Origin of the sequence: Idiomarina seosinensis, from assembly GCF_003987275.1 — a bacterium.
GTDB lineage: Bacteria > Pseudomonadota > Gammaproteobacteria > Enterobacterales > Alteromonadaceae > Idiomarina > Idiomarina seosinensis.
Genome location: NZ_PIQF01000001.1, coordinates 671,162 through 687,116 on the forward strand (window position 1 = coordinate 671,162; position 15,955 = coordinate 687,116).

Here is a 15,955-nt window from a genome sequence, read left to right on the forward strand (position 1 = left end):
CGCTTAAGGCGCAAGTCACTCATTTCCCGCTTCCTCAGCACTACTCTCTAATGGCTCGCCATCTTCATCGAGCAGTTGATAGTCAAACGCTGCCTGAAGGCCGGTTTCCTCATCAAGTGTTTCGAGTTCTTGTTCGGTATGACCTGGGTAAAAAGGCGATACTAAGGCGACCAAGATCCCCATCGCGGCGAAAATTGAGAAGCTGTCGGCATAGCCGAACTCACCAACCAGGTAGCCGATAACCGGCGATCCCACCGCCTGGCCTAAGGCACAAGCCAAAAAGGGTAAGACAGGCCCCATGGATAAGCGCCCTGGCAATAAACGAATGCCGGTCATCAGGTAAAGCCCGGTCAAACTCATGTAGGCCAAGCCAAACACCAAAGCCGAAAAAACGGCGAGATAAATGTGACTCGGGCTGGCCGCTAACAAGGTAAGACTGGTCGTTAACATCATCAGCATCAGCGCGTGGGTGATGGCTGGGTTATTGCGATCTGCTAAATCACTGATGATGGCGCCCCCCAGACCTGCAATGCCCACGGCTAACCATAACCAACCACTTTGTTTAGAAGATAATGAACCTAAACTGGTGACTAAATCGGGCCCGAAGGTCCAGTAAGCGGAGGCAATAAAGCCCATTGCGAAAGCAAACAAGGCTAGCCTTAGCAGACGTAACCACTGCTTACCAGTGATTTTAGGAGCGGGCGCTGCATTGGATGGTGTAACTCGGGAAACCGACGGGATTAAATACCAGGCGAGGATAACGCCAATGATCGCCAGTACCGTGAATGATAAATAGGCATAACGCCATGCGCCAACCAAAAACAACACCGCCGGAACTGAGAGTGCGACGCCAATACTGGTGCCGGCATTCATCACTGAGCTGACCCGGCCGTGGATAGAGCGGTCGACCAAAGCTTGCATAGCGGATGTCAGCGCAGGCATCATTAAACCCGTGCATATACCGCAGGCCAGCACACCTAAGCCGAGGCTAATGGGTCCAGTCGCCTGACTTATCAAAGCCAAACCGAAAACCCCAAATGCAGCAGATAACACAGTGGTGTTACGCGCGCCAAAATACTTGGTGATCAAAGGGGCGACCAGACTGACAAGCACGAAACTAATTAAGGGAAGGGCGGCGATAATGCCGATAACATTGGCGCCCATACCGAGTTCATCGCGTATTTGCGGAACGAACAAACCAAAGGCAAAGCGAGCCAGACCAAAGCTTATAGCGATAAGAATGGCGCCGATCAGCGCAAAACGCATGCCTGATATTTGTGTCATAAAACGTTCCCTAGCTTAAAAAAGCTTCCTATAGACTGCCAGATAGCTTAGTCAATTAAAAGCTATAGGGAGAACGCCTTTGTCGGTGAGAAGTGCTTGCAGCTCCTCGGTATGTGATTTATAACGCCTCCAACGACCGATAGACTTAGTGTTGATGGGCTCTCTTACCTGCATTTTACTGGCAGTAGAAACCGGTGCCGTGTTTTGTTCCACCTGCACACAGTTTTGCTGCCATGACAGGTTGCAAAACGCCAGAATATCTTTGACATAAGGCTCTGGATCGCGAGCCAATTTTTCATACTCGATCAACATAAAGTTTTGGTGCTGCTGTTCCGCAAAGCGCGTGACCCATTGATAAAAGTCAGCGTAGAAATGACCAGTATTCATCAAATCTAACGAATAGTGATAGTAAGGACTGCTGAGAGAAAACAACTGGCGGAAATTACCAATACAAGTGTCCATTGGGTCTCTGAGCAGACAAAGGATTTTTGCGTTAGGTAAGGCTCTGGTAATCAGGTCAATATAGAAAAAATTAAATGGTAGCTTATCAACAAACCGGGTTGCGCCATCAGTGACCGCACGTGTGCGCTCAATATAACGCCTGCCTATTTGGGCAGGATCACACTGATAGGCTGCCTCCAGTGTTGCGGTATCCAATACTCTGTTTGTTGGCGTTTTTGTCACGTCTTTAACTGCCATACCAAAGTCCTGCAGTTCGCCTGCGGACATTACATCGGTGTGTCCGCACAAGATACGATCTACCAGTGTCGTGCCGGAGCGCGGCATACCCAGGACAAAGATGGGCTGATCACAATCGAAACCGTTATCGGGTTTAGCGGTTTCGGCAAGTGTTGCAACCCGCTGAAACAAGCTTGATTGCTCATCGCGTGAATAGGGTACCGATTGCAGCTTCTGTTGCTTGGCCTGTTGCAGTGTTAAAAAGGCTTTTGAATACTCGCCCAGGGCTTCATATTCTTTCGCCAGTGCATGAGCAAGTTGCAAACGCGAGTCGGCTTGTGTGACTTTGCTCAGTAACGCACTCAGCCTATCAATATGATGGTTTTCCTTAGTAATGCCCGCTAAATCAGCAAGCGCGTAATGCGCCTGAACATAATCCGGTTTTAGGGCTATGGCTTTTTCCAGCGCGTTTCGGGCCTTATCAAAATTCCCCAGAAACTTGGCAGACACACCAAAATTATAATGGTAGCTCGGTTGTGAAGGGCTTATCGCAATGGCGTGAGAAAAATAGCCTAATGCACGCTCATGCAGTCCAATTTTACTCAGTGCCACACCAAAGGTATCGGCAGTCAGCGCACTGTTCGATATCTGAGGCTGGTTGGCATCACACAACCTGCGAGCGGCAACCAAATCACCGGCAGTGGCAAAGGCTTTGGCCAGATGTGCCTGATACTCTACTTTGGGTTCACGCTTGATGGCCTTGATCATCAGCGCAATGGCCTTTCGCACCTGGCCCAGTTCAAAATTGATAATGCCCATTAAAAAGTGGGCATCGGCATGTTGCGGGGACTGGCTGATGATTGCGGCGCACAATTGATGCGCCTGTTGCCAGTTCCCCTGGTTAATCTGCTGTTCTGCCTGGCGGCAGAGTTGTTCAAGTTGTTGCATGGCTTAGCCGTTGGTAAATTGGATTATTGCTTACAGGCCAAACTGGTACCTAAAACGCATACCGACGGTCCGTGGCGTAATCAGGTAATGGCCGTAGTTACGCTGAATTGAAGTACCATTAGTATTCATTTCAGGGAAACGGGCCAGCCCAATATCACCTTTGTCACGGCGTGTTGCAGAGAACGCGTACTTATCAAACAAGTTATCAATGTAGAAGGTGACCGACCAGTCTGTATCCGATAGTTTGGCGGATAAATTGCTCAGTGCATAACCCGGCAGTTTCTCTCCATCGGCGCGCATGCCTACTTTAGTAATGACATCGCTCTGATAGGTCAGACCATAGTTAATATCCAGCAACAAGTCATCAAAGACCTCTTTGCTATAAGTGCTGCCGAAGGAAAATTGAGTCTCAGGAGACCCGGGCAACCGGTCGCCATCTTTACCATCATAGAAGTCCTGAAGGGCTGAGCCAGTTTCGCCTACAATATCAAACAGAAAGGGCGCATCCTCGGTCAACTCTGCTTTAGTATAGGCGTAGGTTGCGTAGCTGGTCAGGCTGTTAGACAGCACGGCCCGGGCAGAAATTTCTACGCCTTTGGAGTTGGCGCTGCCGGCATTGGCAGTAATCGGTTGTTGGCCGTTAACAGTTGCACCGCCGACCTGGGCATTTTCCCAATCGACATTGAATAGAGCGGCATTAAAGTGGAATTTGTTGCGTAACCACGATGACTTGAAACCTACCTCATAGTTGGTGGTGGTATCTGCCAGGTAGTTAACCTCGTTCGGTAATGCGCAGACAATCTGATTTGGTAACTCGTCGACATTTCCCGGACAGGCGGCGACACCGTTTGAACCACCGATACGGAAGCCTTCACTGACTGTAAGGTAACCCATAATGTCATCAGTAAAGGTGTAGTTGGTATTGAACTTCAGCAGGTTGCCATCGTCTTTGACGGAATTAGTTTCATAATCCAACTCGATAGAGTCCGGTGCGCGACCAGTGAATACGCTGTAGAACAACGGCAAGTCGACGGCAGAGCGATTCCAGACATCGTATTCGTAAAAACGGGTGCCTGCAGTAAACTCAAGTTTTTCGGTCGCTTTCCAGGTTAACTCACCAAAAATCGCTTTTTCGGTGATTTCTGTCTGGTCGACGCTGTAGTACTCAAGTGAATCGGGTCTCAGATTGCCGTCAACACCCCAGACATTAATGGCATATTCGTCAAAGCCAGGCGTAAACTCGCTACTGCTGGTATCGGATTCATTGTTGTTGTAGTAACCGCCGACAATCCAGGACCAATCCGAATCTATCTGCGATACCAGACGGACTTCCTGAGTAAAGATGTTCTGATCGCCATCTTCGCGAGTAAATGCCGCAAACGCGGGGAATTCTTCATAACTGTAATCAAGACGGATCAGTAGGTCGGTCTGGTCTCGTTGTCCCAGTTGTTCCCAGGTTGAATAGCCTGTCGCCGATACCAGCTCTGCCCAGCCCAAATCCGCCGTAATTTCGAGGCTATAGAGATCGTCAGTTCGATCGTAAGGCTCCTCTACGCGGTAAGCGGACTCGTAGTCGCCGATAATATCGCTTAACGGATTTGAATCAGCCAACGATTCTGCATGGACGATGGAACGGCCTTCTGCCTCCTGATCCTGACGGAAGTAGTTGAGTGTTGCATCAACCCAGTTAGTTGGCTGCCAGCGCAGTGCAATCCGAGTTGTCAGAGTTTGTTCGCCGTTAGCATCTGTTACCTGACGAATATTGTCATCGACCTCGGCGGCGTTCGACCAGTCTGGATCGGGTAAGGATGTGCCGGGCTCTCTGACCACATAGTTATAATCAATAAAGCCTGAGTCACTAAGGTAATTAAGAGAGACACGCATCGCCAGTTCATCGTCAACTAACGGTAAATTATAAATAAAGCCAGCCTCACCGCTAAGACTGTCGCTTTCCGCGATAGAGTAGATATCCCCAAAAACTTCACCCGAGGTGAAATCGAGTTCAGGGGCTTTGGGCAAATAACGAATCGCGCCGCCCAGTGTGCCGGCACCGTATAGTGTCCCCTGCGGACCAATAAGTACCTCTACGCGTTCAATATCAACCAGCTTCATATTCACATAAAGCGGGATTTCACCCACATAAGTGGCCACTGTGCCGCCGTCACTGCCAGGGCCTGAATCATTGGTATTCAGACCGCGAACAATAAGCGCCGCATCACTTCGGGAGCCCTGGTCAGGTACGGTAAGACCCGGTACCCAACGAGCGATATCGTATACGTCGGTAATGTTCTGTTGCTGAATAACATCGCCATTCAGAGCAGTAATGTTAAGCGGAACATCCTGAACGGTACCACTGCGTCGTGTCGCAGTAACCTGAATCTTTTCAATGGATTTGGGTCTTTCTACAGCCAGGGCATCCTGCGCTAGTGTCGTTGGTGCGTATATCGCAGACATCACCGCCGTGGCGATCAGTGAGCGACTGGTGGGTAGGTTTATTTTCATGCTTGCTCTCACTAAACGAGTGTTAAATGGGTATTAGCTGATTTTTTAAGAGTATAAACAGAAAAAAACCGGGATAAAAGCAAAATATAGATATTTATGCTAATTAAGTAGATTTATATTCACTTGGTTTAGTGAGTTTGACTCATTAGTAAAAAATACAACTTTTATTTAACACCTTTGTATCTCTTGTTTTTTTATAATTTTAGGCTGATATAAACTGGAGTTTATATAAAGAAAGGCAGGGCAAAATGACGTCAGGTCAGAATGAATAAAAAGTCACTTCGGCTTGGGGCTAAACCACATATCTGAGATGTGTGCCATAAGATTAATCTTGTTACAGCAACAACGTCATAATGGTTCGATCCTCACCAGGACCTAAGTAGTCGGCGATTGTTTCGGTCTTTTTAAAACCAAAGCTTTGGTATAGCGCGATCGCCGGCGTATTCGCTGGAGAAACGCTTAGCTCTATTTCTTTGTAGCCCAAAGAACGTGCAAGCGTTACCGATTCCTGCAATAGCTTTCTGCCTAAACCTTTTCCTTGCGCGGATTCGCCAATTAGCACTGACATCAGTGACAGCTTAGATGCCGTAACAGGTACCAGTAGGCTGTAACCTTCTGCGCTATCGGCGTCTTTCACCGTCAGAAAGGTCGCGGGCCATTGTCGTAAAGCCTGATAGAAGAACAAGCCAGAGTATGCGTCGTCGGCATAAACCTGCTTCTCTAAAAAAGCGAGCCTGGCAATGTCCTCGTAGCTCGCAGGCGTCACTTTGTATCGATTAGAATGGGCTTGGTTCATAATTTATGCTGCTAACTGTTTGAATATTTGAGCTTTATTCTATCAAGAATCGCGGCAATAACTACCGCGAATATCGTTCTTTACTATAGTTCTTTTGGCTATCCCCCGATCCGCAAAAGGTAGCTTTTCTTATTCGTCTCGAAGAGCCCAGGTAACTGCGCTATAGTGACGTTGTTATCCATTAGATTAGGCAACACATGAAGTACCTTTATCTTATTATTATCAGCGTTTTAACGTTACCGGTAGCGGCGCAAGAGTGGCAATTTTCGGGACAAGCACCCACGCTTGAAGAAGCGAGACAGTGGCAGCAGCAAGCTGCTGATAATGACAAGGATTTGATGCTGGTGCTCGGGGCAACGTGGTGCCATGACAGCACTGCGCTTTTAGAGCAATTTAACCAGACCCAGTTTCGCGAAAAACTAAAACAGCAGTACCAAGTTCAAATTGTTGATATTAGTTATTTTGAACGCGGTTATAACTTGGTTCAGGCCTATGGTGAGCCCATTTATTATGGAACACCCACGGTAATGATCATTGACGGGGATTCGGGAAACATCAAAAACTTTGCGAGCTGGCAGCATTGGACGAACGCTTCACGACATTCGGCTGAAGAGTTTGAGGCCTATTTTATAGGAAAAAACTTCTTAACAATGACGGATGAAAAGCTGAGCGAAGAGCATCGCCAGAAACTGTTGGCGTTTAAACAGCAACAGGCGAAACGTATAAGAGCCGGTTATATGTGGGTTGCTCCACACCTAAAGGCTTATAAAAAGTCAGCAGCGAAGCAGCCCCCGCAAAGCTTTATAGAAAAGTGGATGGCAGTGGCTAAATTCCGAAATCAAGTTCATGCAGATATCGTTGCTGCCTATAAAAAAGCCTTGGCTGCCCCGTCAAAGGCGCTTGAACTACCAAGTTATGATAAAAAAAGCTGGGAGTCTTAATCCACAGCCTTTGAATTTCTTAATGTGAGAATGGTCAGTGGCACAATAATTAGCATTGAACCCATGTAAAAACGTGCATCAGGGGTCTCTGTAAAAAAGATCATGCCTAAAGCGACAGCGCCTATCAAACCTGTGTATTCTGCGCTGGTAATTTTATTGCTTTCTGCTGCACGGTAGGCAAAAACACAGGTTCCGGCATAAACCATCGAAAACAGGCTAGACCCCAGAGCGATAAGTAACGTCTGGGCGTTGAAGCTGGCACCTTCGAACCACGCCAGTGAGGCTACAACTGGAATACCTAATAAGTTAGTCAGGTACAGAGTATCCAGGATGCTATGCTCAGTGGGCAGTTTTTTTATCAGCAGATTATTCAGCGCCAATGTCGTGGCAACAACCAGCGCGGCCACGGCGAAAATATTTGCCGAGGTCGGATTAATAATGACTAATACACCAACCATACCAAGCACCGCAGTGACTAAGGATAAGCGGGTTACCTGCTCTTTAAATAATACGCGAGCAAGTATTACGGTAATGATCGGTGCGGCATAGAAGATCGCATTAGCCGTCGCCAACGGTAGGGTGGTGAGTGAGATCACCATAAACACCGTGCCCAATAAAAATATATGCGCCCGAACCGCATGCCAACGCAACTTTTGTGGCAGCATTGGTCGCTTAAAAATTAACATAAATGGTGCCAACAGCAGTGTGGCACTCAACTGGCGATACAAAACGAACTGGAACGGGGCTTCAAACCCATCCAGCAGTTTAATTAATGAGTCGGAAAAAATAACTATGTTGTTACCGATTACAAGCAGAAAAATAGCGGTGATTAATGAGCGGTCCATATTTTACTCCTTGTAACGACGAAACTAAGTGGGCATTTTACGAGGAGGGATCTATAAAATATAATGATATTAAATCATGTATACATGAGGTTTTTAGATAATGAGCTTGCCATTCCGCGCAATACATTATTTTGTTGAGGTTGGCCGCTGTCAGAGCTTTTCCAATGCGGCAGAGCGGTTACATGTATCGCAAAGTGCCGTCAGCCACCAGGTTGCGCTGTTAGAAGAGAGCCTAGGCGCTAAGCTATTTGTTCGGCGTGGCCGACAGGTGATGCTGAGTGCTGTCGGAGAAAGCTACTTTAATGAGGTTGCTGGCGCGATAAGCACGATTGAACAGGCAACGACCAACTTTAATAGGGATGATTCAAGAAAGGTTCGTTTGGCCGTGCACGGTTCGTTAGCGGTAAAATGGTTAATTCCTGCCTTGAACGAATTTCGCCAACGCTACCCGAATATCGACCTCACTTTGCAAATGCTGACACGAGACGGGGACTTTGATACTCAGTGGGCTGACTGCTTTATTACGACACAGCCACCAGCAACCGGTTATCAGCGTTTTCATTTATACGATGAAACCTTAAAACCGTATTGCTCTAAAGAATTGTGGTCTGAAGTTCATCAACTAAAAACCGCAGATGAGCTGATAAAATATCCGTTGTTGTCAGCCATCAGTGCATTTGCCAGTGGCAAGCCGGGCACTGACTGGCAGCGATGGTTTAAGCAAGTAAATATACAGTTGCCCGCTAAGGCAAAAATTCATCATTTTAGTCATTTGCTATTAGCCGCAGAAGCGGCCAAGTATGGGCAGGGTATAGCGCTACTTAACGAGTTTATGACAACCGAACAAGAGCGTGCTGAAAGTTTGTTTGAGCTGCCATTTCATGGCATTAAAACCGAAGACAGCTTCTATTTTGTTTATCCATCAACAACAGCCCAAAGTCCTGGCTTAGAGGCTCTAGCCAGCTGGTTGGTGAAACTTTGTCGTGCACGCTCTTCTGATAAAGGCCCGCCTTAATGCAGGCCTAGCCGTTGTTAACTAAAGGCCGCGTACCGCTTTATCAATTTCGGTATCACCCGATAAGGCGTCAACGTGCTTACCAATAGTGTCTGGCGTGTCCAAACAGCGAATCAGTATTCGGGCAACGTCTTCACGTGGAATGGTGCCTAAAGGTAGATCTTCTGCCAGTTGCACTTTATTAGTGCCTGGGTCGCTAGTGAGTCCGCCGGGGCGAATAATAGTCCAGTCTAAGCCTGAACGCATAAGCTCTTTATCAGCATAGTGCTTAGCCGCATAGTAGGCCTTCAGATCTTCGTTCCAGTTGTCGCGGTGGTGAGCCTGAATGGCACTTACCATGATAAAGCGATCAGCTGCGGCGGCGCCTGCTGCTTCCATAGTTTTTACAGCACCATCTAAATCCACCAATATAGTTTTATCGTCACCAGTTGCTGCGCCCGAGCCAGCCGTAAAAATAACAGCGTCGATGTCTTCTAAGGTTTTAGCAATGGCATCTACTGACCCCTCTAAATCGAACAGCCGAGCTTCAGTGCCTTTTTGTTGCCAGCCATCTACTTGCTCTTGTTTGCGTACCATTGCTACCACGGGATACTTTTTTGCGTGTTGAAGCTGTTCAACAACATGCGTACCAATTTTTCCGTTAGCACCAATTACTGCAACTTTCATGGTCTTCTCCATAAGCTATTTTAAATCTATATTGGATCTACGCAGCAAAAACGCAATTAGTTTAGGTGCTGGTTAGTTTCACCGGTATCAGTATTTCATTGCGTCTAAACACAGGTATTGTAAACGGACCATTGTAGGCTGCTTCTACCGCCGGACCGGTAATCTCATAACCATTGCTCTCTAGCCAGTTGGTTAATTCAGCCGAGTACTTACGCACGTTGGACTCACTTAATGTGCCGCTGAACGTTATTGCCGCCACTTTATAATCGGTTATCTCGCTAACCTGAACCTTGGGATTGGTTGGCTTCGGGGTTGTCTCCAGAGTAAAGTCACTTGGCATAACAAAGGACATCATCTTTTCACCACCTTTGCTCATCAAGACTGGAGCTGTCATGGCTATTTCTTTTCCGTTCTCGCCATTAGAGTTATTCATAAACACAGGTGCTGTCATCGCAATCTTGTCTGTTGCTTTGTTTTCTCCGGAAATGTAGTTAAACAAGCGGCGAAAAGCGCTGTCTTCACTATCATCACTCATCGGTGTAGAGACCAAAACCATTGATTGGTATTCGCGTATCTCAATATTCTTATCCGATATTGAAGTGATTAACTTATAGGGCGCCGTTTCAACATCTGTTTGACCAAAAACAGAACAACCGGCGAGTAACAGTGGTGTAAATAAGGCAAACATGCGTTTCATCATATGTCTCTTAGTGTTTGAAAAAGCCCGTAAGGATCGAGCATGTAGAAGTAATTACGTAGACTTTCGGATAATGTCTCATTACTAATGTATTGTTATTTATCAACCACTAATATCTCGTGTTCCAAAACAGGATGGAAAGCGCGTACATCCCCAGAATTCTTGTCCGGTATTAGGCCCCTTGCGAGCAACTCGCTTTACCATTCGACTATTACAGACAGGGCAGCGATAAATTCTTAAGTTACTTTGGTTGTTCGGTGGGAAGCAAGCGGCTTCTTTTTCACGCTGACTGATAAAGCTGTAAAAAGTGTCACCGTCTATTACATAGATGGGTTTATTTTCGGCAAACTTTTGTGCTTCCTGAGTTAAGAGACCAGACACTACAATAAAGCCCCCCGCTGCGTTTTCAGAAGCCACAAGCCCGAGTAGCTCTCGTACTACTGAAACGGGGATTTTACGAAAACGCCATTGTTTGCATTGAACTAAGTATGATCGCTCATCTTTTCTTATTCTTAAATCAACACCACCATCTGGGCCCTTTGGTGTTTCCTTGACTTGATAACCCTGCCGTCTGAAATACTCCCCAACCAGAGATTCAAAATCTTTCCAGGTCATTTCATTTAAAGAGTCAGAAGAGGGTGATTGCGCCACAGTTTCGTAACGTTTGGTGCTTTGTACGGACTTTAAAAATGAAACAACGCCCGCAGTAATCAAGAGCACTGGCATAAGATATTTAATGATACCAAGTCCAATCGCTTTAAAAGGTTCGAAAGCGGCTATAACAAGGTCGCCTGGTTTTTGAGACTTAGGCAAAGTTTCAGCCTCAGGCGCTAGTTGCTGATAAATATCAATACCAAAAAATATTATAAATGCCAGAGCGAGACTGACATACCAAGGCCAGGTAACAAAAAGGTTGAGAAGATCTTCAGCAAGTGGTTTGCCATTTGAGCGACTAGCCATTGTCCATCCTTGGTCAATTACATCGCATGAATATAATAAAATATCTCGCTCAGGGCTAGTCCTGTTGGCTCTGTTAATCCCACTTCGGCGCAAAGTCCGGGTCAATAAGCCGGTCGTTTTGATCAAGTGCCGCAATATCGGCCATGTCTTGATCCGTTAGCTGTATTTTTTGCGCTTTTAAGTTACTGCGCAAATGTTCGGTCTTGGTGGTTGAAGGGATAGTGACAAAGCCTTTTTGCATTTCCCAGGCAAGTGCGACTTGTGCAGCAGTTACATTGTGCTCAGCAGCAATAGCTTGCAAAGTACTGTTTTCAACCACTTTCCCTTTGGCCAGAGGCAGATAGGCGGTTACCTTAATGCCGTTATTGTCGCAGGCGTCGGTAACTTTGCGGTTCTGCATAAAGGGGTGGACTTCAATTTGATTGGTCATAATGTTGTCGGCGCCGATATGTTTGATGGCGCGTTCCATTAATCCGGTGGTGAAGTTAGATACCCCAAAATGTTTAATCAACCCTTGTTCACGTGCTTCAGTCAGTGCATCAAGAGTTTCTTCCATTGCGACTTCGTCGTTGGGAGACGGCCAGTGAATAAGCGCCAGATCGATCTTGTCGCGCTGAAGTTTATCCGCGCTTTGTTTCAGACTATCCAGAACCTGCTGGTGTTTGAAGCTATCAAACCAAACCTTGGTGGTTACAAATACATCATCGCTTTTGGTCTGAGCCAGAGCTTTACCAACGTCTGCTTCATTTTCGTAAGCCTGCGCCGTATCAACCTGCTTGTAACCCATTTCAATGGCTTCTGTAACCAGTTCAGTCAGGGTTAGTCCTTTCAGACGAAACGTTCCCATTCCAAAATTAGGTATCATAATGCCTCCTGTTAAAGCTTCATCCTTTACTCTTCAAAAACCAGTGCTTCGGGGTCGGCACCGAGTTCTTTAAGGGCGTCCATAATGCTCTCGTTAAATGCATCCGGGCCGCACACGTAAAATGCCTGACCGAAATCATTAATCTGCGACTTTAAAAAGTCTTTACCGATTTCGCCATCTAGGAAAACGTGATCGCCAGCAGGCTCTTCGCGGGTGATGACGTTAATAAACTGGCTGCCCAAGATAGACTCAAACTCATTTTTAAGAATAATATCTTCTTCGGTTTTGTTGGAGAAAATCAACTGATTGTTGCCAATTTCGCCTTTGTTATGCAGGTCACGTAAAATAGCGATGAACGGAGTAACGCCAGCTCCGCCAGCCAGAAAAACGCCTTCTTCTTTATATTCGATAGTACCCCACGGGTCACCGATGATTAGTGAGTCACCTTCAGTTAACTGACCGATCTGCTCGGTTACTCCGTCATGATCGGGATAGATCTTGATGATGAACTCTAAAACCGAGTCGCTTTCCAGCGAGGTGAAGGTAAACGGCCGTTTTTCATCGCGCCAGCCGTCGCGGTCGACCGCAACTTCTGTGGCTTGTCCGGGAGTAAATGAGTAACCCGAAGGCTTCTCCAGCCGTATTCTTTTTACGTCGTGAGTAACGTTACGAATATCTTTAATAACGACTGTATGGCTCATGCTGTACCTCACAGTGTTTGTTTAACTGATATTATTTAACTACTTGGTAAGCATAGTAAAAGATCGCTTAGCTTAACCAGGTCAACTAATGGCAGATAAAAACTGATTTAAGACGCATTTTTAAGTATGGTAGTCGGCTTTTTAAGAGAGGTTGCAAAAAAGGAGTAAAACAGTGCAAAAACTAAGCAAGTCAGTGGTGTCTTTAGCTGCTGTTCTGTTAACGCTAACATCGTGTGTGTCCATGAGTGATGATCCGTATATTCAGTCATTTGGTAACGATGAAGTAACAGAAGCGTTCGATAATACTTCTAAAAATAAGCAGTTGTCTTATTTAGGGCGCTATTTGGTTGATGCGGATACGCGTCGAGAAATCGTTGCAAATGCCTACGAGAAAGAATTCTTAGAATCGTGGTCATCAGCTGACTACGGAAACCTGACTGCGATGCTGACTGACCTGGCTGTTGGTGATCTTGGTTCAGCGTTAGGTTCTGACCTGGGAGCGATCGTTTCAGTCGGAAGCATGTTGCTGGGAGCAGCGTCTTCTTCTGATTATGATGTTATTGGTCAGGCTTGGCTTCCAGAGCAATTTGACGGGACTAAAATTGACTCGAGTGCTGCTGCTCATAGCGCATTTTCCCAATTTGTTGATAATCAAATGGCGGATATGGCTGAACAATTTGGGTACACCGTTCGTTGCTTGAGCACTTGTGCTCAGCGCAGCAAAGTTTTTGAATTTGTACAAGATGGTGAGATAAGCAACGATAAACCGCATGGGTACGAGCCGAAAAAATTTGTAGCTATGGTTAACATTCCGGCAGAATTCGAGGCAATAGAAGAAAACGACATATTACCAATAATGATTGGGCAGCCGATACGCTGGAAATTACCACCGTATTACACGCTCAAGTTAGGGTTCTATACCCAAGTTAAGCGTGACGAGCAGGGCGAGGTTATTGTTGATAGCAAACAAGCAGAGGGTTATACCATTGAGTACGTTAGTGCGCGCCGCGACTTATTGAATGTCCCTTTTGGAAGAATGTTGATGCAAGCGTTCCATAACACCCCTTACACCATTCATGGCTCCGATGATTTGTACCCGTCGCAGCTATTTTTTAACGGTAATGCCTATACTTTTTTCGATGGTAGCGATCCGATGATCATTGAAAAGAAAGTAACCCAGCAATATCAAGACTAGATGGCAGATTGTCACAGGCCAAGTTGAATACTTGGCCTGTTTAAACAAGCGTAAAGATCAGTTCGTTGCCAGCGCACAGCATTCGTTGGCAGGGCTCGGTTTGCTGTACCAATAGCCCTGTATCTCATCGCAGCCAATTGTGCGCAGATACTCGCAGCTTTGTTCGCTTTCAACGCCTTCGGCAACGACTCGGTAACCCAACTTTTGTGCCATATTCACCATGGCGTTCACGATTGCCTGATTGCGTGGTCCTTGTTCAAGGTTGAATACAAACGCGCGGTCAATTTTAACCACGTGAGCCGGCACTTCCTGTAAATAGGTCAGTGTGTTGTAACCGGTTCCAAAGTCATCAATAGCGATTGATACGCCTGCGTCAGCGAGCGCCTGTAATTGCTTCATCGCTTGTTTACTGTGGCTTACGATTGCACTTTCGGTTAGTTCAAGCTCGAACCAACGGGTTTCTATACCGGCTTCTTGCAGAGCCGATAAGATGCGTTGTGCAAAGCCTGCTTCGTCCAGGTTACTGCCGGAAATATTCATCGCGATTTGCAGCGAACAACCTTGCTGGTGCCATAGGTTGATTTGTTCAATACAGCGCTGTAATACCCAGTCCGTCATTTCTCGCACTAACGATGTATTTTCTACCAAAGGTACAAACTCAGCCGGCGAAATCACGCCTAAAGTGGGATGCTGCCAGCGTATCAGGGCTTCTACTGACTGGCACTTATTATTGCTTAGGTTTAACCTAGGCTGAAAATGCAGGTACAACTGATTATCACTGTCCAGTGCCTGTCGAAAGTCGTGCAAAATTGTAAAGCGGCGACGGTGCTCAGCATCCAGTTGCTGCGAATATAAAACGACGTCTTCACCGGTATGGCGCGCGTCCTGGCTAGCACTATGAACGGTCCGAATTATATCGGCGCCAACGGCATCGCTGAGCTCAAATGGGGCTATACCAATGACCGGGGTATGCAATAGGGGCGAGGATTCATCCAGCACGACGTCACTGACTAACTGCCACAAAGCCTGCGCTTTATCATTAATGTCCTCGTCGTTGCCGTCGAGCAGGTACAAATATTCGCACCCACCAATGTAATAAAGCCGCTCTCGGTTTTGCAATCGTTGCTTCAGATAATCGGCGACCTCGCGTGCTAAATTGTCGAGGCTTGGCAGGCCAACGACTCGCTGTAGCGATCGAATCTGGTTTTCGTCAAATAGATCGACGTGCAAGGCATAACGAAGTCCGCTTTTATCTCGTTTTAAATCTTCAATATCTTCGATAAATTGATTACGGTTAGGCAGTCCTGTTACTGGGTCTACACGCCCAAACGCGTGCTGTAGCTCGATTTGGTCCATCACCATGGCTGCCATATCCTGCAGTAGAGCACGCTCGTCTTCGGTTATTTGACGGGGTTCGTTGCCCAGTACGCACATAGAGCCCAAGGTATAACCGTCGCGGGTTGTTAGTGGGGCACCAGCGTAAAAACGCACACCGGACTCGGCCAGTACGCTGTCTTGGTATTGGGTTGACTGTAATAAGTCGGGCACCACCAGCAAGTCGGCAGTATCTGCTACTTCTCCACAACAGGCTTTAAAGCGGGGAATTTCGATATGTTCAACACCGATACGAGACTTGAACCATTGCCGATCCTGATCAGTTAAGGACACTGCGGCAATGGGTAAATCAAATAACTTACTCGCCATGCGAGTGATACGGTCAAAACTTTCACTGGGCGACGTATCCAGCAAGTTCAGCTGGCGCAGCGTTGCCAAACGCTTTCTTTCATAATCCTGGAGCATTCAGTGTCCTCAATAAAACTGAATGCTAATTTTACACGGTTTTTTTTGAATAAAGAATCAAA

Annotated in this window: 14 protein-coding genes; 3 read left to right on the plus strand and 11 right to left on the minus strand. The window is 46.6% G+C overall.

The genetic code is table 11. The features are described from left to right. Positions 1-15: 15 nt before the first annotated feature. The 4 genes from CWI81_RS03290 to CWI81_RS03305 all read right to left on the minus strand — a co-directional run bounded on the left by CWI81_RS03290 (position 16) and on the right by CWI81_RS03305 (position 6,208). Complete coding sequence (locus tag CWI81_RS03290) at positions 16-1,284, minus strand: MFS transporter (RefSeq protein ID WP_126783793.1); 1,269 nt, start codon at positions 1,282-1,284, stop codon at positions 16-18. Positions 1,285-1,335: 51 nt separating this feature from the next. Next, positions 1,336-2,910 carry a tetratricopeptide repeat-containing sulfotransferase family protein gene (locus CWI81_RS03295; protein WP_126783794.1) on the minus strand — a complete coding sequence of 525 codons (1,575 nt, stop codon included), beginning with the start codon at positions 2,908-2,910 and terminating at the stop codon, positions 1,336-1,338. Positions 2,911-2,940: 30 nt separating this feature from the next. Further along, positions 2,941-5,412 (minus strand): TonB-dependent receptor, encoded by a 2,472-nt coding sequence (locus CWI81_RS03300; RefSeq protein WP_126783795.1) that lies wholly within the window; start codon positions 5,410-5,412, stop codon positions 2,941-2,943. A 334-nt stretch (positions 5,413-5,746) separates the two neighbouring features. Further along, on the minus strand, positions 5,747-6,208 hold the full coding sequence (locus CWI81_RS03305; protein WP_126783796.1) for a GNAT family N-acetyltransferase: 462 nt from the start codon (positions 6,206-6,208) through the stop codon (positions 5,747-5,749). Between the two features lie 197 nt (positions 6,209-6,405). Between CWI81_RS03305 and CWI81_RS03310 the strand changes: the two genes are divergently transcribed. Next, positions 6,406-7,149, plus strand: a complete 744-nt coding sequence (locus CWI81_RS03310) for a thioredoxin domain-containing protein (RefSeq protein ID WP_126783797.1) — start codon at positions 6,406-6,408, stop codon at positions 7,147-7,149. Here the strand turns inward: CWI81_RS03310 and CWI81_RS03315 are convergent. Continuing rightward, positions 7,146-7,994, minus strand: coding sequence for a DMT family transporter (locus CWI81_RS03315; protein ID WP_126783798.1), 849 nt, complete (start codon positions 7,992-7,994; stop codon positions 7,146-7,148). The genes CWI81_RS03310 and CWI81_RS03315 overlap by 4 nt on opposite strands. Before the next feature lie 100 nt (positions 7,995-8,094). Here CWI81_RS03315 and CWI81_RS03320 point away from each other — a divergent pair, with 100 nt between their 5' ends. Beyond that, on the plus strand, positions 8,095-9,009 hold the full coding sequence (locus CWI81_RS03320; RefSeq protein ID WP_126783799.1) for a LysR substrate-binding domain-containing protein: 915 nt from the start codon (positions 8,095-8,097) through the stop codon (positions 9,007-9,009). Between the two features lie 21 nt (positions 9,010-9,030). Here CWI81_RS03320 and CWI81_RS03325 read toward each other — a convergent pair whose 3' ends face one another. The 5 genes from CWI81_RS03325 to CWI81_RS03345 form a co-directional block, all read right to left on the minus strand. Next, the gene (locus tag CWI81_RS03325; RefSeq protein ID WP_126783800.1) at positions 9,031-9,675 is read right to left on the minus strand and encodes an SDR family oxidoreductase; all 645 of its coding nucleotides are present in this window, start codon (positions 9,673-9,675) and stop codon (positions 9,031-9,033) included. 61 nt (positions 9,676-9,736) lie between these two features. Beyond that, a complete protein-coding gene (locus CWI81_RS03330; RefSeq protein WP_338067605.1) occupies positions 9,737-10,375 on the minus strand; it encodes an SOUL family heme-binding protein in 639 nt (212 codons plus the stop codon). 99 nt (positions 10,376-10,474) lie between these two features. Further along, the gene (locus tag CWI81_RS03335) at positions 10,475-11,332 is read right to left on the minus strand and encodes a restriction endonuclease (protein ID WP_126783801.1); all 858 of its coding nucleotides are present in this window, start codon (positions 11,330-11,332) and stop codon (positions 10,475-10,477) included. A gap of 73 nt (positions 11,333-11,405) precedes the next feature. Then, the gene (dkgB, locus tag CWI81_RS03340; protein ID WP_126783802.1) at positions 11,406-12,197 is read right to left on the minus strand and encodes a 2,5-didehydrogluconate reductase DkgB; all 792 of its coding nucleotides are present in this window, start codon (positions 12,195-12,197) and stop codon (positions 11,406-11,408) included. A gap of 26 nt (positions 12,198-12,223) precedes the next feature. Further along, positions 12,224-12,898: an FAD-binding oxidoreductase gene (locus CWI81_RS03345; RefSeq protein WP_126783803.1), complete on the minus strand. Its 675-nt coding sequence runs from the start codon at positions 12,896-12,898 to the stop codon at positions 12,224-12,226. 172 nt (positions 12,899-13,070) lie between these two features. Between CWI81_RS03345 and CWI81_RS03350 the strand changes: the two genes are divergently transcribed. Then, complete coding sequence (locus tag CWI81_RS03350; protein ID WP_126783804.1) at positions 13,071-14,093, plus strand: hypothetical protein; 1,023 nt, start codon at positions 13,071-13,073, stop codon at positions 14,091-14,093. A gap of 57 nt (positions 14,094-14,150) precedes the next feature. On the opposite strand, the gene CWI81_RS03355 is transcribed toward CWI81_RS03350, so the two are convergent. Then, complete coding sequence (locus CWI81_RS03355) at positions 14,151-15,893, minus strand: sensor domain-containing phosphodiesterase (protein WP_126783805.1); 1,743 nt, start codon at positions 15,891-15,893, stop codon at positions 14,151-14,153. Positions 15,894-15,955: the final 62 nt, after the last annotated feature.

Bases quoted from the DNA above. Each gene is read 5' to 3' on its own strand.
- CWI81_RS03290 (WP_126783793.1), bottom strand. From the start codon at position 1,284: ATGACACAAATATCAGGCATGCGTTTTGCGCTGATCGGCGCCATTCTT.
- CWI81_RS03295 (WP_126783794.1), bottom strand. From the start codon at position 2,910: ATGCAACAACTTGAACAACTCTGCCGCCAGGCAGAACAGCAGATTAAC.
- CWI81_RS03300 (WP_126783795.1), bottom strand. From the start codon at position 5,412: ATGAAAATAAACCTACCCACCAGTCGCTCACTGATCGCCACGGCGGTG.
- CWI81_RS03305 (WP_126783796.1), bottom strand. From the start codon at position 6,208: ATGAACCAAGCCCATTCTAATCGATACAAAGTGACGCCTGCGAGCTAC.
- CWI81_RS03310 (WP_126783797.1), top strand. From the start codon at position 6,406: ATGAAGTACCTTTATCTTATTATTATCAGCGTTTTAACGTTACCGGTA.
- CWI81_RS03315 (WP_126783798.1), bottom strand. From the start codon at position 7,994: ATGGACCGCTCATTAATCACCGCTATTTTTCTGCTTGTAATCGGTAAC.
- CWI81_RS03320 (WP_126783799.1), top strand. From the start codon at position 8,095: ATGAGCTTGCCATTCCGCGCAATACATTATTTTGTTGAGGTTGGCCGC.
- CWI81_RS03325 (WP_126783800.1), bottom strand. From the start codon at position 9,675: ATGAAAGTTGCAGTAATTGGTGCTAACGGAAAAATTGGTACGCATGTT.
- CWI81_RS03330 (WP_338067605.1), bottom strand. From the start codon at position 10,375: ATGATGAAACGCATGTTTGCCTTATTTACACCACTGTTACTCGCCGGT.
- CWI81_RS03335 (WP_126783801.1), bottom strand. From the start codon at position 11,332: ATGGCTAGTCGCTCAAATGGCAAACCACTTGCTGAAGATCTTCTCAAC.
- dkgB (WP_126783802.1), bottom strand. From the start codon at position 12,197: ATGATACCTAATTTTGGAATGGGAACGTTTCGTCTGAAAGGACTAACC.
- CWI81_RS03345 (WP_126783803.1), bottom strand. From the start codon at position 12,898: ATGAGCCATACAGTCGTTATTAAAGATATTCGTAACGTTACTCACGAC.
- CWI81_RS03355 (WP_126783805.1), bottom strand. From the start codon at position 15,893: ATGCTCCAGGATTATGAAAGAAAGCGTTTGGCAACGCTGCGCCAGCTG.